Source organism: Sulfitobacter sp. LC.270.F.C4, from assembly GCF_032922545.1.
Classification (GTDB): domain Bacteria; phylum Pseudomonadota; class Alphaproteobacteria; order Rhodobacterales; family Rhodobacteraceae; genus Sulfitobacter; species Sulfitobacter profundi.
Map to the genome: position 1 here is coordinate 926,645 of NZ_CP136692.1, position 14,157 is coordinate 940,801.

The 14,157-nt window shown below is 62.4% G+C and carries 15 protein-coding genes; 10 read left to right on the forward strand and 5 right to left on the reverse strand.

All coding sequences use genetic code 11. From position 1 onward, the window contains the following. Positions 1-7: 7 nt before the first annotated feature. Positions 8-871, reverse strand: a complete 864-nt coding sequence (locus tag R1T45_RS08380) for an alpha/beta hydrolase (protein WP_317390582.1) — start codon at positions 869-871, stop codon at positions 8-10. Next, positions 868-1,005 (reverse strand): hypothetical protein, encoded by a 138-nt coding sequence (locus tag R1T45_RS08385; RefSeq protein ID WP_162931873.1) that lies wholly within the window; start codon positions 1,003-1,005, stop codon positions 868-870. The genes R1T45_RS08380 and R1T45_RS08385 overlap by 4 nt, the downstream gene beginning before the upstream one ends. Before the next feature lie 111 nt (positions 1,006-1,116). Between R1T45_RS08385 and R1T45_RS08390 the strand changes: the two genes are divergently transcribed. After that, complete coding sequence (locus R1T45_RS08390) at positions 1,117-1,722, forward strand: LuxR C-terminal-related transcriptional regulator (protein ID WP_317390583.1); 606 nt, start codon at positions 1,117-1,119, stop codon at positions 1,720-1,722. Positions 1,723-1,734: 12 nt separating this feature from the next. Here the strand turns inward: R1T45_RS08390 and R1T45_RS08395 are convergent, their stop codons facing one another. Continuing rightward, positions 1,735-1,956, reverse strand: a complete 222-nt coding sequence (locus R1T45_RS08395; protein WP_317390584.1) for a hypothetical protein — start codon at positions 1,954-1,956, stop codon at positions 1,735-1,737. Positions 1,957-2,240: 284 nt separating this feature from the next. Between R1T45_RS08395 and R1T45_RS08400 the strand changes: the two genes are divergently transcribed. Next, complete coding sequence (locus R1T45_RS08400; RefSeq protein WP_317390585.1) at positions 2,241-4,757, forward strand: PAS domain-containing protein; 2,517 nt, start codon at positions 2,241-2,243, stop codon at positions 4,755-4,757. A gap of 1 nt (position 4,758) precedes the next feature. Beyond that, on the forward strand, positions 4,759-5,397 hold the full coding sequence (locus R1T45_RS08405) for a response regulator transcription factor (RefSeq protein ID WP_317390586.1): 639 nt from the start codon (positions 4,759-4,761) through the stop codon (positions 5,395-5,397). A 103-nt stretch (positions 5,398-5,500) separates the two neighbouring features. Here the strand turns inward: R1T45_RS08405 and R1T45_RS08410 are convergent, their stop codons facing one another. Further along, positions 5,501-6,622, reverse strand: coding sequence for a Do family serine endopeptidase (locus R1T45_RS08410; RefSeq protein WP_317390587.1), 1,122 nt, complete (start codon positions 6,620-6,622; stop codon positions 5,501-5,503). 162 nt (positions 6,623-6,784) lie between these two features. Between R1T45_RS08410 and R1T45_RS08415 the strand changes: the two genes are divergently transcribed. The 6 genes from R1T45_RS08415 to R1T45_RS08440 all read left to right on the forward strand — a co-directional run bounded on the left by R1T45_RS08415 (position 6,785) and on the right by R1T45_RS08440 (position 12,507). Beyond that, positions 6,785-7,456 (forward strand): response regulator transcription factor, encoded by a 672-nt coding sequence (locus R1T45_RS08415; RefSeq protein ID WP_259946160.1) that lies wholly within the window; start codon positions 6,785-6,787, stop codon positions 7,454-7,456. Beyond that, on the forward strand, positions 7,453-8,802 hold the full coding sequence (locus R1T45_RS08420; protein WP_317390588.1) for a HAMP domain-containing sensor histidine kinase: 1,350 nt from the start codon (positions 7,453-7,455) through the stop codon (positions 8,800-8,802). Before R1T45_RS08415 ends, R1T45_RS08420 begins: the two co-directional genes overlap by 4 nt. A gap of 88 nt (positions 8,803-8,890) precedes the next feature. Next, positions 8,891-10,339, forward strand: a complete 1,449-nt coding sequence (locus R1T45_RS08425) for a cytochrome ubiquinol oxidase subunit I (RefSeq protein ID WP_317390589.1) — start codon at positions 8,891-8,893, stop codon at positions 10,337-10,339. A 1-nt stretch (position 10,340) separates the two neighbouring features. After that, positions 10,341-11,348 (forward strand): cytochrome d ubiquinol oxidase subunit II, encoded by a 1,008-nt coding sequence (cydB, locus tag R1T45_RS08430; RefSeq protein ID WP_067629754.1) that lies wholly within the window; start codon positions 10,341-10,343, stop codon positions 11,346-11,348. Next, positions 11,348-11,458 (forward strand): DUF2474 family protein, encoded by a 111-nt coding sequence (locus R1T45_RS08435; RefSeq protein ID WP_082849496.1) that lies wholly within the window; start codon positions 11,348-11,350, stop codon positions 11,456-11,458. Before cydB ends, R1T45_RS08435 begins: the two co-directional genes overlap by 1 nt. Before the next feature lie 83 nt (positions 11,459-11,541). Then, positions 11,542-12,507 (forward strand): NADPH:quinone oxidoreductase family protein, encoded by a 966-nt coding sequence (locus tag R1T45_RS08440; RefSeq protein WP_317390590.1) that lies wholly within the window; start codon positions 11,542-11,544, stop codon positions 12,505-12,507. Here R1T45_RS08440 and R1T45_RS08445 read toward each other — a convergent pair. Further along, a complete protein-coding gene (locus R1T45_RS08445) occupies positions 12,504-13,484 on the reverse strand; it encodes a DMT family transporter (RefSeq protein ID WP_317390591.1) in 981 nt (326 codons plus the stop codon). The two genes, R1T45_RS08440 and R1T45_RS08445, sit on opposite strands and share 4 nt — an antisense overlap. A gap of 103 nt (positions 13,485-13,587) precedes the next feature. On the opposite strand from R1T45_RS08445, the gene R1T45_RS08450 reads away from it, so the two are divergent. Continuing rightward, on the forward strand, positions 13,588-14,109 hold the full coding sequence (locus R1T45_RS08450) for a CoxG family protein (protein WP_120351776.1): 522 nt from the start codon (positions 13,588-13,590) through the stop codon (positions 14,107-14,109). Positions 14,110-14,157 lie beyond the last annotated feature (48 nt).

The window sequence follows — 14,157 nt, forward strand, 5'->3', positions numbered from 1 at the left end:
ACGCCTTTTATCCTTGGGGCGATCGCCCCAGCAATTCAACCAAAACGCGGTGCAAAAGGGCGATATCCTGAGGGTTGGACATATTGGGTGCGTGGCCGCAGTCGGGGAATTCGCTCATCCCGGGCCGCGGGCCGCTTTGGGTCATGCGCTCTGCAGCCTCGGGCAGCAACAGGTCCGACCGGGCGCCGCGCAAAAGATGCGTGGGCGTGGTGGTCCGGTCCCAACGGTCCCAAGTGGAAAGCTCATGGGCTGAGGCGGTGAACTGCACGGTGATGCGCGGGTCATAATGCAGGGTCAGCCGTCCGTCCCCCCGGCGGCGCAGCGAAGACCGCGCCATGCGCTGCCAATAGGCATCGGCCGCCGGGCCGAAGGGGGCATAGGTCTGGCGCAGCCACGCTTCACCTTCGGCAAAGCTGCCAAAGTCTGGCAGGCTGCCCACATAGGAGAGGATCCGGTTCACCGCCGTCGCGGGCAGTTCGGGGCTGATGTCGTTCACCACCAAGGCGCTGACCCGCGCGGTCTCGGGGCCCGAAGCCATGTGCATCCCGATCATGCCGCCCAAAGAGGTGCCAAACCACGCGGCGCGGTCAATCTGGAAGTGATCCAACACCCCTGTCGCGATGCGCGCATAATGTTCGACCGAATACTCCGCCTCAGGGCTGGCCGCCCAACTTGACCGGCCCCGCCCGATCATATCGGGGCAGAGCACGTGGAAATTTTGCGACAAGGTCGCGGCCACCTCGTCAAAGTCGCGCCCGGTGCGGGCGAGACCGTGCAGCATCATCAAGGCAGGGTTCTTGGGATCGCCCCATTCAGTGACATGGATTTCGTGTCCCATGACGGGGATGAAATGGAAACGGGGGGAGGTCATCCGCGCGCGCCTTTCTGTATCAGGTTCAGCGCGCGGTTGGTGCTGCCATCCGCGCCGTCGGTGAATTGCGACAGCGGCGGTCTCCGCACCTGTGCGACCGGGGCCAGCTTGGTCATGGAACGGCGGCGATCCATCTGCGTGTCTTCATGGTATCCTCCCTAAACGGGCCAGCGCCATGTTGCGCCGTCTCCCCCCGTCGACTAGCTTAAGTTTTCAGCATCCGAAAAAGAAATAAACGGAGCAAGATGGTGGAAATACGTACCGATGATTGCTTCGAGACGGGGCGCTTTGCAGAGCTTGCCTTTGTGCATGCGCCCATCGGGCTGGTGGTGACCGAGAACCGCTGCATCCGCGATTGCAACAATGCCTTTGCGCAAATGTTCGGCTATGTGCGCGCCGACCTGCGCGACCAGCTTTTCGCCATTCTCTACCCCTCGGATGAAGAGTTCGTAAACATCCGCGACCGGGGCGTGGACCAGTTGCGCGAGACCAATACCTATTGGGACGAACGCATCATGGCGCGGCGCGATGGCAGCCTGTTTTGGTGCCGTGTGCGGGGCCATTCCTTCACGCCCGAACGCCCGCTCGACCGCGCGGTTTGGAGCTTTGCCGACCTCTCCGCCGAGCGGCCCTACCTGCCGCTTACCCGGCGCGAGCGCGAGATCCTGAGCCATCTGGCAGAGGGGCTGACCAGCAAGCAAATTGCGCTCAACCTCGATATTTCGCACCGGACGGTCGAAGTGTACCGCGCGAAACTGCTCAAGAAATTCGGCGTCAGCAATACCTCTGGCCTGTTTCATTCGTTGGGCGGCATCGACAGCGATCATGTGGTGTCCAACAGTTCTAAGTGACGCGCCCGGCGCTCAGCCCGCATCACTCTGCCTGTCGGGCAGTTTTGACTGCGCCGGGGGCGGGGCCGCCGCGTGGGGCTGATCCTCATCGTCGGGTTTCTCGGCAGCCTCGGCCATTGCGTCGGCCTGAGCGTAGAGGCTGCGGATCTCCATCAGATCGGCTTTGGTTGGCGCCTTGCTCTGTTTCGTCGTTCCCTCAAAGGGATGCGAGTTTGGGGTTTCACTATTTGTCACTGGCTAATCCGAATATTGAGCTTAAATCTCACGGCCAATTCCGTGGTGGGGCACAGAGTACCGAGCCCGAATTTCGACGCCAATTGGGCAAAGCCCCAGCCAAATCAGGGTTATCCCCTACTGGGGCGAACAAGGTGCTGAAATTGGGGCAGATATTTTCACGATATCATTTCAGTCGGTCGTATTTGCATCCGAAGACATGGTTAATGACCGCCTGTCAGGGTTTCCCCCAATAGACAGAGCGGCGGAAAAAGCCGAGGTTTCAAGAGAAAGTAGAGGTGCGCATGAGCTTGGTCGCGGCGTTCACATTGATTGCGCTGTGCGGAATCGTCTTGTCCGGCGTGATGATCGCAAAGCAGGTTGGCGATGCGGTCAACCGGTTTGCCGTGGCTGGCGAGATCGCGGTTTTGTCGATGTATATCGCCGTGGTGTTGGCGTCTGCGCCGCGCGGCGGGGCCTATAGCGACCCGGTCGAACTGGTCTTTGCGGTCGCCTCGTTTGCCGTTCTGGTGGCGCAGGTTTGGCGCGTGATGCGCAACCGACGCAAGCTTCAGGGCAGCGCCAACTCCGATGAGACCCGCAGGAAACTGCCCGATTTACTGAACGATGTGCCCGTGCAGGCGGCCTTTCTGACACCGGATATGACCTATGCCTTCGTCAATGATGCCTATAGCGCCTCCTTTGGGAGATCCGCCGATGAGATCGTGGGCAAACACCTGTCGCAGATTATCCCGCCGGACCTGCTGGAGGAGGTGTCGGACAACCTCGAAAAGGCGCTGGCCGGGCGGCAGGTCACATGGCGTTTCGATTTCTCGCGCCCGGTTCTGGCCCGCTCCCAAGGGGCGGCGATCTATCAGCCCCTATCCGACCGGGGGCAGGTGGTGGGGGTGCTGGTGATGATAATGGACCGCTCCGCCTCGCAGGACGCGGTGCATGACGCAGAGGTCAGCGCGGCGAAACACGCGCTCGCGGCTGAGGTGGCGGGGGTGGGCTATCTGGAATGGGATCAAGAGGGCGCGCTGGTTGATGTCTCTCCCGAGGTGGAGGCGCTCTTGGGCCGCGATGCGCAGAGTCTGCGCGAGATGTGGCAGCAGGGCCAAAGCTTTGTCGAGCCGCGCAGCCGCGCCACGATCCGCAACAACCTGCATATGGCTGGCAGCCGCCCCCGCGACGTGGTCGAGAATGTAAAGTTTCTGGCCGCCAACGGTCGTCAGATCGAAGCGCGCACCTGCATTCGCCGCTTGAACCGGGGGCGTCAGGTGCATCTTTTGGCCGCGATCCAAGATGTTACGGATCAGCAGAACGTCCTCACCGATCTGGTGGAAAGCGAAACCCGGTTTCGCGATTTCACCGAAAGCGCGACCGATTGGGTCTGGGAGATGGACGCCGATGGGCGGTTCACCTTCCTGTCCGGTGGGGGCCGTCAAACCGATGCGGAAACCCCGATTTTCGCTCTGGGCAAGACCCTCGCCGAGGCCGATCTGGCGCAAGACCAAGGCGATTTCGACCAGCTTCAGCAAAGATTGGCCGCCCGGGCGCCGTTCCGGGACTTGCGGTTGGTTCTGCCCCTCGGGGATGGGCGGGCGCGGCAAATCGACATGTCGGGCAAACCCTTTTTTGACAGCCACGCTCAATTGGCAGGCTATCGCGGCACCTGTTTCGACATGACCGAAATCGCCATGGCCGAGACTGAGCGCAAAAGCGCGCTGGAGGCGCTGGCGCTGGCTTTTGAGACCATCTCGACCATGGTGGCGCTTTTCGACAGCAACGACCGCTTGGTCTATTGCAACGAGGAATACCGCGCGACCTACGCCGGGATGGACGGCGACATCATCGGAAAGCACTTTGATGAGTTGCTCGCGCATTTTACGCGAACCGGCACACTGGCCACGACCGCCGAAGGCAAGGTCCGCTGGAGCGAGCAGCGGCGCGATCGGCGCAACACCCCGGCCAAGTTCTTTCGTGCGCGGTCTTCCAAGGGGCGCTGGTTGGAGGTGACGGATTACCCCGTGGCCGCAGGCGGGCTTTTGACCATCGCATCCGACATCACCGAAAAGGTCGAGCGCGAAGAGCGGTTGCACCGCCATGAAACGGCGCTGCAACTGCTCAACCGGCGCGAGACATTGGGCCAGATGACCGCTGCCATCGCCCATGAATTGAACCAGCCTTTAGCGGCTATTCACAATTTTGCCGCAGGCTGTGTGTTGCGGGCCAAGAACGACCAGCTTGAGAGAGAGGATATGATCGCCGTGCTTAATAATATGCAAAGCCAATCGGAACGGGCCAGCGCCATCCTGCGGTCCATGTCGAACTATCTGCACAGTGACGATGCCGACCGCCATGCGGTGCGCTTCGAAGATATCCTGCGCTCGGTGCAACTGTTGATCCAGCCGGAAAGCTCGGCCACCGGCGTCGCCGTGGAGATCGACGATCAATGTGGGGAGGTCGAGTTGACCTGCGCCCGGATCGAGATTGAGCAGCTTTTGATCAACCTGATCAAGAACGGCATTGATGCCTGCCGGGAAGCGGGTCGCCCTGATGCCGAAGTTTCGGTTTCTGCGCGGTGCGAGGCGGAGGAGATCGTGATCGACGTGGCCGATGCGGGCCGCGGATTTGCCCCGGACATGCCTGCGCAGACGGCCTTCAGCGCCTTCCGCTCGACCAAGGACAAGGGGCTTGGCGTGGGGCTGGCGATTTGCGAAACGATCGTTCTGTCGCATGGCGGGACAATCGCCGTGACGAAATCCGATGCAGAGGGGGCCTGCCTGAGCGTGCGTCTGCCGCTGGAGGTGCAAAAGTAAAATGTCAGAAAACGGGATCGTTTACGTCGTTGATGATGACGCCGCGGTGCGGGAGTCTCTGGTGTGGTTGCTGGGGTCTGTCGGGCTGCGCGCGATTCCATTTGCATCGGCGGCCGCGTTCCTCGGCAGCTATGAGGACAGTGGCAACTGCTGCCTCGTCAGCGATGTGCGGATGCCGGGGATGAGCGGGCTGGAACTGCAAAAGGCGCTGAATGCGCGGGGGATCAAAGTGCCGCTGATCTTGATGACGGCCTTCGGCGATGTCTCTACCGCCGTGACGGCGATGAAGGCAGGCGCGGTGGATTTCATCGAAAAACCCTTCGACAACCAGAACATGCTCGACCTCATCAACACCGCCCTTCAGGCCGATGCCGCGCGGCGCAAGGGCGAAGAGGCCGAGGTAGAGAATGCGCAGCTGCTGGCCCGGCTCACCCCGCAAGAGCATCGGGTTTTTGAACGGGTGGTGGCGGGGCTCTCGAACCGTGAGATCGGCAGTGAGATGGATATCTCCATCAAAACGGTTGAGGTGCACCGCGCGCGGGTGATGCGCAAGCTTGAGGCGAATTCGGTCGCGGAACTGGTGCGCTTTCATATTCACAATGCGCCGCCCGCCTCAGCCGAAGACAGCGAGCGCGCGTAAAAAGCCCCGGCAGTGCAGGACCACCGGGGCAGGCTGCCCAGCCCCGGCGAGGGTTAAGGGCTGGGGTTTCCCGGCGGCATGAGGGGCGCCGGGAAGGCATGGATCACGCCGGCTTGGGTTCCAGCGTGCCCACGGTCACGTCGAGGGTCTGCTCAAATCCTTTGCGCAGCACGACAACCTCTGCCGCCGTCTCAGGCGTGGTGGTTGCCACCGCGCGGGTCAGGTCGCGCAGATCGTCCACCTCTGTGTCGCCAAAGGACAGGATGATATCACCTTTCTTAAGGCCCGCTTTGGCGGCGGGGCTGTCCTCGGAAACCGCTTCGATCACCGCGCCGCGCGGCTCGTCATAGCCCAGCACATTGGCGACCTCGGGGGTCATCTGCCGGATTTGCACACCCAGCCAGCCACGCTCGACCAAGCCGTCATCGGCCAGATCGGCCACGATGGTCTGCACGAGGTCAGAAGGCACCGAGAAGCCGATCCCGACAGAGCCGCCACCCGGCGACAGGATCGCGGTGTTCACGCCCACGACTTCGCCATCGTTGTTAAACAGCGGCCCGCCGGAGTTGCCGCGGTTGATCGCCGCGTCGGTCTGGATGAAATCATCGAACGGCCCGGCCTGAATATCGCGCGACAGGGCCGAAATGATGCCCGAAGTCACGGTGCCGCCAAGACCAAAGGGGTTGCCCACGGCCACGACTTCATCGCCGACGCGCAGGGTCTTGGAGGTGCCGAAATCCACTTTGGGCAGGTCCACATCCGCGGCGACCTTTAGCAGCGCGATGTCGGTCATCGCGTCGCTGCCCACGACTTCGGCGTCAAAGCTGCGGCCATCGGCGAGCTTCACGGTCACCGTCTCGGCGCCTGCGACGACGTGGTGGTTTGTCACGATTTGGCCATCTTCGGAGATGATGAAACCGGACCCCAGACCTTGGCGCGGAGTCGCTTCGGCGCCGGGTTGGTCGGGCAGCATATGTTCAAACCGGCGGCGCAGTTCTTCGGGCATGCCGGGGGGCAGTTGCTGCTGGATCTGTGTGCTTTGCTGTTTGGCGGTCACTTCGATAAAGACCACGGCGGGAGAGACGGCCTCGACCAAGTCGGCATAGCCGCCAGCCGGGACGGCCAGCGCGGCTGTGGGCGCAAGCGCCAGCATCGGGGTCGCGGCGACGGCGGCGCTCAGCGCAAGGGCGGCGGCGCGGGGGGCCTTGGAAAAGGTCTGGTTCATGAGATGCTCCTTGCTGTGCATTCGGTGTTTCTGGACCCCTATTTGGGGCGCAGGTTTTACAGCCCCGTCGCAGGGGCTATACAAATTTGTGAGAATGCAGGCCGCAGGATGCGTGGGCCGCGGATTTGCCCTAAACCTTTGGTGATCCTACATGAGACTGCGATGAAACTGCTTGTTGTCGAAGACGATACCACCACCAGCACCTATATCGCGCGCGGCCTGCGCGAAGAGGGGCATGCGGTGGATGTGGTGGCCGATGGCCGCGACGGGTTGGTGCAGGCCACCACCGGGCAATATGACGTGCTGATCCTCGACCGAATGCTGCCGGAACTTGATGGGCTGACCCTCCTGAAAACCCTGCGCGGGGCAGGCAATGCCACACCGGTGTTGCTGCTCACGGCAATGGGCGCGGTCGAAGACCGGATCGACGGGCTGAACGCCGGGGCGGATGATTATCTGGTCAAACCCTTTGCCTTTGGCGAACTGTCGGCACGGGTGAACGCACTGGCGCGTCGTCCGCAGGCGTTGGAGCAGGAGACCACCCTGCGCGCCGGGGATCTGACGATGGACCTCATCAGCCGCCGGGTGACGCGGGCCGGGCAGGACATCGACTTGCTGCCGCGCGAATTTGCTTTGTTGGAGCATCTGATGCGCCGCAAAGGCCGGGTGCAGACGCGCACCATGCTGCTAGAGGCCGTCTGGGATATCTCTTTTGATCCGATGACCAATGTGGTCGAAACCCACATCAGCCGGTTGCGCGCCAAAGTGGACCGGCCCTTTGACACCGAGTTGATCCAAACCGTGCGCGGCGCGGGCTATAGGATCGACGCATGAGGGCGCGGCTGGCGGGGCTCTGGCGGTCGATGCCGCTGCGTCTGGCGCTTTTGCTGGTGCTTTTGTTCACCATCGTCAGCCTTTTAAGCCTCGCGGCAAGCTATGCGGTCACGCAGCGGTCGTTCGAGCAGGCCATCCGCGCCGATCTGGCGCAGGACATGGCAGGCTTTCGCGCCGCCCCGGGCGCCTCGGCATTGGCGCGGCTGGTCGAGGCGGAATCGCGTGAGACTGATCCCAACCGTCTGATCCTCAGCTATATCGGCCCGAATGGGCGTATCTACGGCAACGGGGCCATCGCGCGGGACAACGAGGGCTATCACATCGTCTCAATCGGCGCGGCGCGGGCGCAGTATACCGGGGTTTATCTGACCCTGACCGACACGCTTTACGGAGGGCTTTTGACCATCGCGCGCAGCCGGGCGGAGATCACCGCCCTGCGCGAGGTTTTCGTGAATATCCTGCTCGTCAGCCTGCTGCCCACGGTGTTGATCGCGCTTTCGGGCGGGTTGATCCTTGCCCGACGCTCAAAACGGCATGTTGAGGTGATCCGCGCCACGCTCGATCGGCTCACCGCGGGCGAACTGGCAGCAAGGGTGTCGCCGGGGCCGCGTTGGTCGGATGACCTGCTGCGCATCGGTGAGGCGGTGAATCAAATGGCCCGCGCGCAGGAAACTTCCGTCGCAGCACTGCGGCAGGTCTCGCTTGATATCGCGCATGATTTGAAAACCCCGATCCAGCGCGTCTCAGTTCATCTGGACGATCTCGACCGGGCCGAGGCCACGGGCGAAGATCGCGCCGAGCCGCTGGCCCGCGCCCGCGCCGAGTTGGACGGTATCGCGGCCATTTTCCAATCCCTGCTGCAATTGGCGCAGGTAGAGCAGGGCGACGCCCGCGCCCATTTCGCCCCCGTCGATCTGGCCGCGCTTTGCCGCACCATGATTGAGCTTTATGAGCCCGCGGCGGGGGAACAGGGCAAACGTCTGCTCTGTGATCTGCCGGAGACACCGACCCATGTCACCGGCGACCGGGCGCTGTTGGGCCAACTGCTGGCCAATCTGATCGAGAACGCTCTGCGCCATTCCGGCGATGCCGAAGCGGTAGAGATATCGTTGAACCAGACGGCAGGACAGGTCGTGCTCACTTTAGCGGACAGCGGCCCCGGCATTCCGGCGGCGGACCGCGACAAAGTGCTGCAGCGGCTCTACCGGCTTGACCGCAGCCGGGGCACGCCGGGCCATGGGCTGGGGCTGGCGCTGGTCGATGGGGTGGCGAAACTGCATGGGGCAAGGCTGGAACTCATCGACAACGCGCCGGGGCTGCGTGTCGTGATAACCTTCGACAGTTAGCGCGCGCAAAGGACTGCGGCAATTTAGCCTGTGCCTCTCCCTCCCCCCGGTCCTATATAGGTCAGGAAACAACACGCGAGGGCTTCTCATGCTCGACGGTTACACCGCCGAAATCCTAGCGCGGGTGCAGTTTGCATTCACGGTTTCGTTTCACATCATCTTCCCGGCTTTCTCGATCGGGTTGGCGAGTTTTCTGGCCGTGCTGAACGCGCTTTGGCTGTGGAAACGCGAAGAAACCTATCTGAAGCTCTTTAACTATTGGAAGAAAATCTTTGCCGTGGCCTTTGGCATGGGGGTCGTCTCGGGCATCGTCATGTCCTACCAGATCGGCACAAACTGGTCGGTGTTTTCCGACAAGGCAGGGCCGGTTGTCGGGCCGCTGATGGCCTATGAAGTCCTCTCGGCTTTCTTCCTCGAAGCCGGGTTCCTTGGCATCATGCTCTTTGGCCGCAAAAGGGTCGGCGACGGGCTGCATATGTTTGCCACAGCACTTGTGGCGCTGGGCACGCTCGCTTCGGCCACATGGATCCTGTCGGTCAACAGCTGGATGCAGACGCCGGCGGGCTTTGGCATTAATGATGTCGGTCAATTCGTGCCCGAAGACTGGTGGGCGATCGTGTTCAACCCGTCCTTCCCCTACCGTTTGGTGCATATGGTGCTGGCGGCCTATCTGACCACGGCGCTGGTCGTGGGCGGGGTTGGCGGGCTGCACTTGCTGCGCGATCACGCCGACCGGGCCGCGCGGCGGATGTTCTCGATGGCGATGTGGATGCTTCTGTTGGTCACGCCGCTGCAAATTCTCGCGGGCGACATGCATGGCCTCAACACGCTGGAGCATCAGCCCGCCAAGGTCATGGCGATGGAGGGGCATTACGACAGCCACGATCACGGGGCACCGCTGATCCTTTTCGGCATCCCGAACCCTGAGGAAAAGCGCATTGATTACGCGGTCGAGATCCCCAAGCTCTCTTCACTGATCCTCAAGCATGATCTGAGCGCGCCGCTACCGGGGCTGGACACGATCCCGGATGAGGATGAGCCGCCCGTCGCGATTGTTTTCTGGTCTTTCCGCATCATGATCGCGCTTGGTTTTGCGATGTTGGGTCTGGGTCTTTGGGCCGCACTCGCGCGGCTGCGGGGGCGGCTTTACGATGCGCCGCTGTTGCACCGGTTGGCGCTGCTGATGGGGCCGACCGGCTTTGTCGCGGTGCTGGCGGGCTGGATCACCACCGAGGTCGGGCGGCAGCCCTTCACGGTTTACGGGCTGCTGCGAACCTCTGAAAGCCTTGCTCCGATTGAGGCACCTGCCGTGGCGACCTCGCTGATCGCTTTCATCGTGGTGTACTTTTTCGTCTTCGGCGCGGGCACGTGGTATATCGTGGCGATGATGCGCAAACCGGTTGTGGATCATGTGCTGGAAGACGAGCGCGACGCGGCGCAGGACGACGCCGCGCAGGATGAGGGGCCGATCCTTGCTGTCGGCGAAGAGGCGGCGGTCAGAGACAAAGCGGTCAAAATCAAGCGCGAGGATAGCTGAGATGTTTGGACTGGAACTTTCGTTCATCTGGGCCGGGATCATCGCCGGTGCCGTGCTGATCTATGTCGTCCTCGACGGGTTCGATCTGGGGGTTGGGCTGCTCTTTCCGATGACCAAGGACGAGGGCGAGCGCAACGTGATGATGAACTCGGTCGCCCCCATCTGGGACGGCAACGAGACTTGGCTGGTGCTGGGCGGCGGTGGGCTTTTTGCGGTCTTTCCACTGGCCTATGCGGTTGTCATGCCAGCGCTTTACATGCCGATCATCCTGATGCTGCTGGGGCTGATCTTTCGCGGCGTGGCGTTCGAGTACCGTTGGCGCACCAAACGTTGGAAGCCCCTGTGGGACATGGCGTTTTTCGGCGGCTCGCTGGTGGCCTCCTTCTGTCAGGGCATCGCCCTTGGCGCGCTGGTGCAGGGGATCGAGATCGAAGGCCGCGCCTATGCGGGCGGCTGGTGGGATTGGCTCACGCCTTTCTCGATCCTGACCGGGGTGGCGGTGACCGTGGGCTATGCTCTGCTGGGGGCCACGTGGCTCAACATGAAGCTGGAGGGCCGCATTCAGGCCCACATGCGCCGCCTTGCTTGGCCGCTGGCGGTGGCGACTTTGGTCTTCATGGGGATGGTCAGCCTTTGGACACCTTTCACCGATGCCGTCTATTTCGAGCGGTGGTTCGCGTGGCCCACGGCGCTGTTCAGCGGCTTGGTGCCGCTTTTGGTGGCGCTTGCGGCCTTTGGGATGCTGCGCGGCTTGCAACGCAAGGCGGACATTCAGCCGTTCCTCTGTGCGCAGGCGCTGTTCGTGTTGGGCTTCATCGGCATCGGGATCAGCTTTTACCCGCATATGGTGCCGCCAAGCCTGACCATCGCCGATGCCGCCGCCCCCGATGAAAGCCTGATGTTTGCGCTGGTCGGCACGCTGGTGCTGCTGCCGCTGATCCTCAGCTACACGGCCTATGCCTATTGGGTGTTCCGCGGCAAGATCGACCCCGAGGAGGGCTATCACTGATGGGAAAATGGCTGAAACGCAGCGGCTGGTTCGTGGCGCTTTGGCTGGCCAGCGTCGCCTTGCTGGCGGTGGTGGCCTATGGCATCCGGCTGGTGATCATGCCCGGCTGACGCAGCGGCGCGCGCCTCGGGCCTTGCCAAGTGCGGCGGCATCTGGCCTCTTCAAGCCCAAAGCAGCACGAAAGGACAGCCCGATGCGCGCCATGCAAGTCACCGCCTATGACGAACCGCTCACCCTGCAAGAGCTTGAGATGCCGATGCCGGGGCAGGGCGAGGTGCTGATCCAAGTCGATACCTGCGGGCTGAATTTTGGCGATTTGCTGATCATCAAGAGCACCTATCAGGAAAAGCCGCCGCTGCCGTTTACCTTGGGGATGGAGATGGCGGGCACGATCACCGCTTTGGGCGAAGGGGTCGATGGCCTGAAAGTTGGTCAGCGCGTGGCAGCCTATACCGGGTTTAACGGGTTGGCCGAATATGCCGCCATTCCCGCCGCGGTCTGCGTGCCGATCCCCGAAGAGATGACCGCCGTGGATGCGGCAGCCTTTCTGATTGCCTATGGCACCAGCCATGTCGCGTTGGACTATAAGGCGCGGTTGCAACCGGGTGAGCGGCTGTTGGTCTTGGGTGCCTCGGGCGGCATTGGCCTGACGGCGGTGGAACTGGGCAAGCTGATGGGGGCCGAGGTGATCGCCGTGGCACGCGGCGCGGATAAACTCGCAGTCTGCAAAGAGGCCGGGGCCGATCACCTGATCAATTCCGAGACCGACGACATCCGCGCGATCGTCAAGGAATTGGGCGGCGCCGATGTGGTCTATGACCCCGTGGGCGGCGATCAGTTCAAAGCCGCCATGCGCGCCTGCAACCCCGAAGCGCGGCTGATCCCGCTAGGTTTTGCCAGCGGTGAGGTGCCGCAGATCCCGGCGAATATCCTGCTGGTCAAGAACCTGAGCGTGTTGGGCTTTTACTGGGGCGGCTATGCCAAGATTAAGCCCTCGGTGCTGACCGATAGTTTCGCTGAGCTGATCGAATGGTATGTCGCCGGCAAGCTTAAGCCCCATGTCAGCAACGTCATGCCGCTGGAGCAGGCCAACGAAGCGCTGGCCCTGCTGCGCGACCGCAAGGCAACGGGCAAGGTGGTGGTCGAGGTGGCCCGCTAGGCCCGCCGCCCGCCCTGCAAACGTGTTACGCGCAGCGCCTTTTGGCGCTCGCGCAGGTAAACGAAAAGGCCAGAGGCGAGGATCAGCGCGATCCCGACCCAGACCTCCCAAACCGGGAGGTCACCGAAGACCACGAAACCCCAGAACACCGCCAGCGGCAGGCCGATATATTCGAACGGTGCCACGGTGGCGGCGTCGCCCAGCCGGTAGGCTTGGCTTAGGCAATAGCCGATCAGCGCGATGTTGAGGCCGATGCCGAGGAAGGTGAGGTAATCCTCCTCAGCGGGCCAAATCCATGCGCGCAGCAGGAACTGGAGCGAGGCATTGCTGCCTTCATTTACGAAACGCCCATCGCCCGCGATCAGGAAAAACCCCAGCGACACGGCGACAAAAGCGGCTTGGATATAGACCATCAGGGCCGAGGCTTTGGAGTTCACGCCGAGCTTGCGGGTCATCAACTGGTTCAACGCATAGGTCAGCGCTGCCAGCACCGGCAGCAGCAGAACCCAGCGGGAAACTTCGAGCGTCGCGGTGCTGGCCCACGGGCGCATCATGATGACCACGCCGATGAAGCCTACGATCACCGCGCCAAGGCGCAGCGGGCCGACTTTTTCACCCAAGACCGGGATCGACAGCAGCGTGATGAACAGGGGTGCGGCAAAGAACAGGGCCGTCGCTTCGGCCAACGGCAGGACCGAAAGCGCCAGAAAGAACGACATGTTCGAGATCACGATCAGCAGCCCGCGCAGTAGGTGCAGCCCCGGCTGCCGCGTCTTGAGCAGGTGAAACCCGCCTTCGAGTTTGACCAGCAACAGCCCCAACACGATCCCGATGGCCGAGCGGGTGAAAACGATCTGATGCAGCGGATAGCCGCCCGACAGGCGCTTGATCAGCATGTCATTGACCGAAATCGCGGCCACGCCAAGAAGGATCAGCCCGATCGCCAGACCGGCGCGGTTATGGGGAGTGGTTGTCATGGCAAAGACCTACCAGCCCGGCGGGAAAGGTCCAGCGCTTTGACATTGGTTTGCGCAGAATTACCCGCTAGGCTGGGCGCATCGCTTTAAGGGAGAGCCAGCCATGCAGATGTCCGACACCCGCCAGATCGCCGCCACCCCGGCCGAGGTCTATGCAGCCCTTCTGGACCCTGAGATGCTGCAAACCTGCGTGCCCGGCGCCCAAGACGTGACCGGCTCGGTCGAAGACGGCTATGACGCCACGGTGGTGCAAAAGGTCGGCCCGGTGAAGGCGACCTTTAAGGGGCATGTGAAGCTCTCTGATCTGGTGCCGAACGAAGCACTGACGATCACCGGCGAGGGCAAGGGTGGTGCTGCCGGTTTCGCCAAGGGCGGCGCGGAAGTGCGGCTTGCCGAAAAGGACGGCGGCACCGAGTTGAGCTATGATGTGGAGGCCAAGGTTGGCGGCAAACTGGCGCAGCTTGGCAGCCGGATCATCGACGGTTTTGCCAAGAAAATGGCGGATCAGTTCTTCGACAATCTGCAGTCTTCGCTCGAAGGTACGCCGGAAAAGGGCGCTGAGCCCGAAACCCCCGGCGAAGACGCCCCCGCCAAAAAGGGCTGGTTCGGCCGCGCCAAGACTTGAACGCATCTGTTCACCCAGCCCAAAGCCCGTTAGGTTGCCCGTCTTACC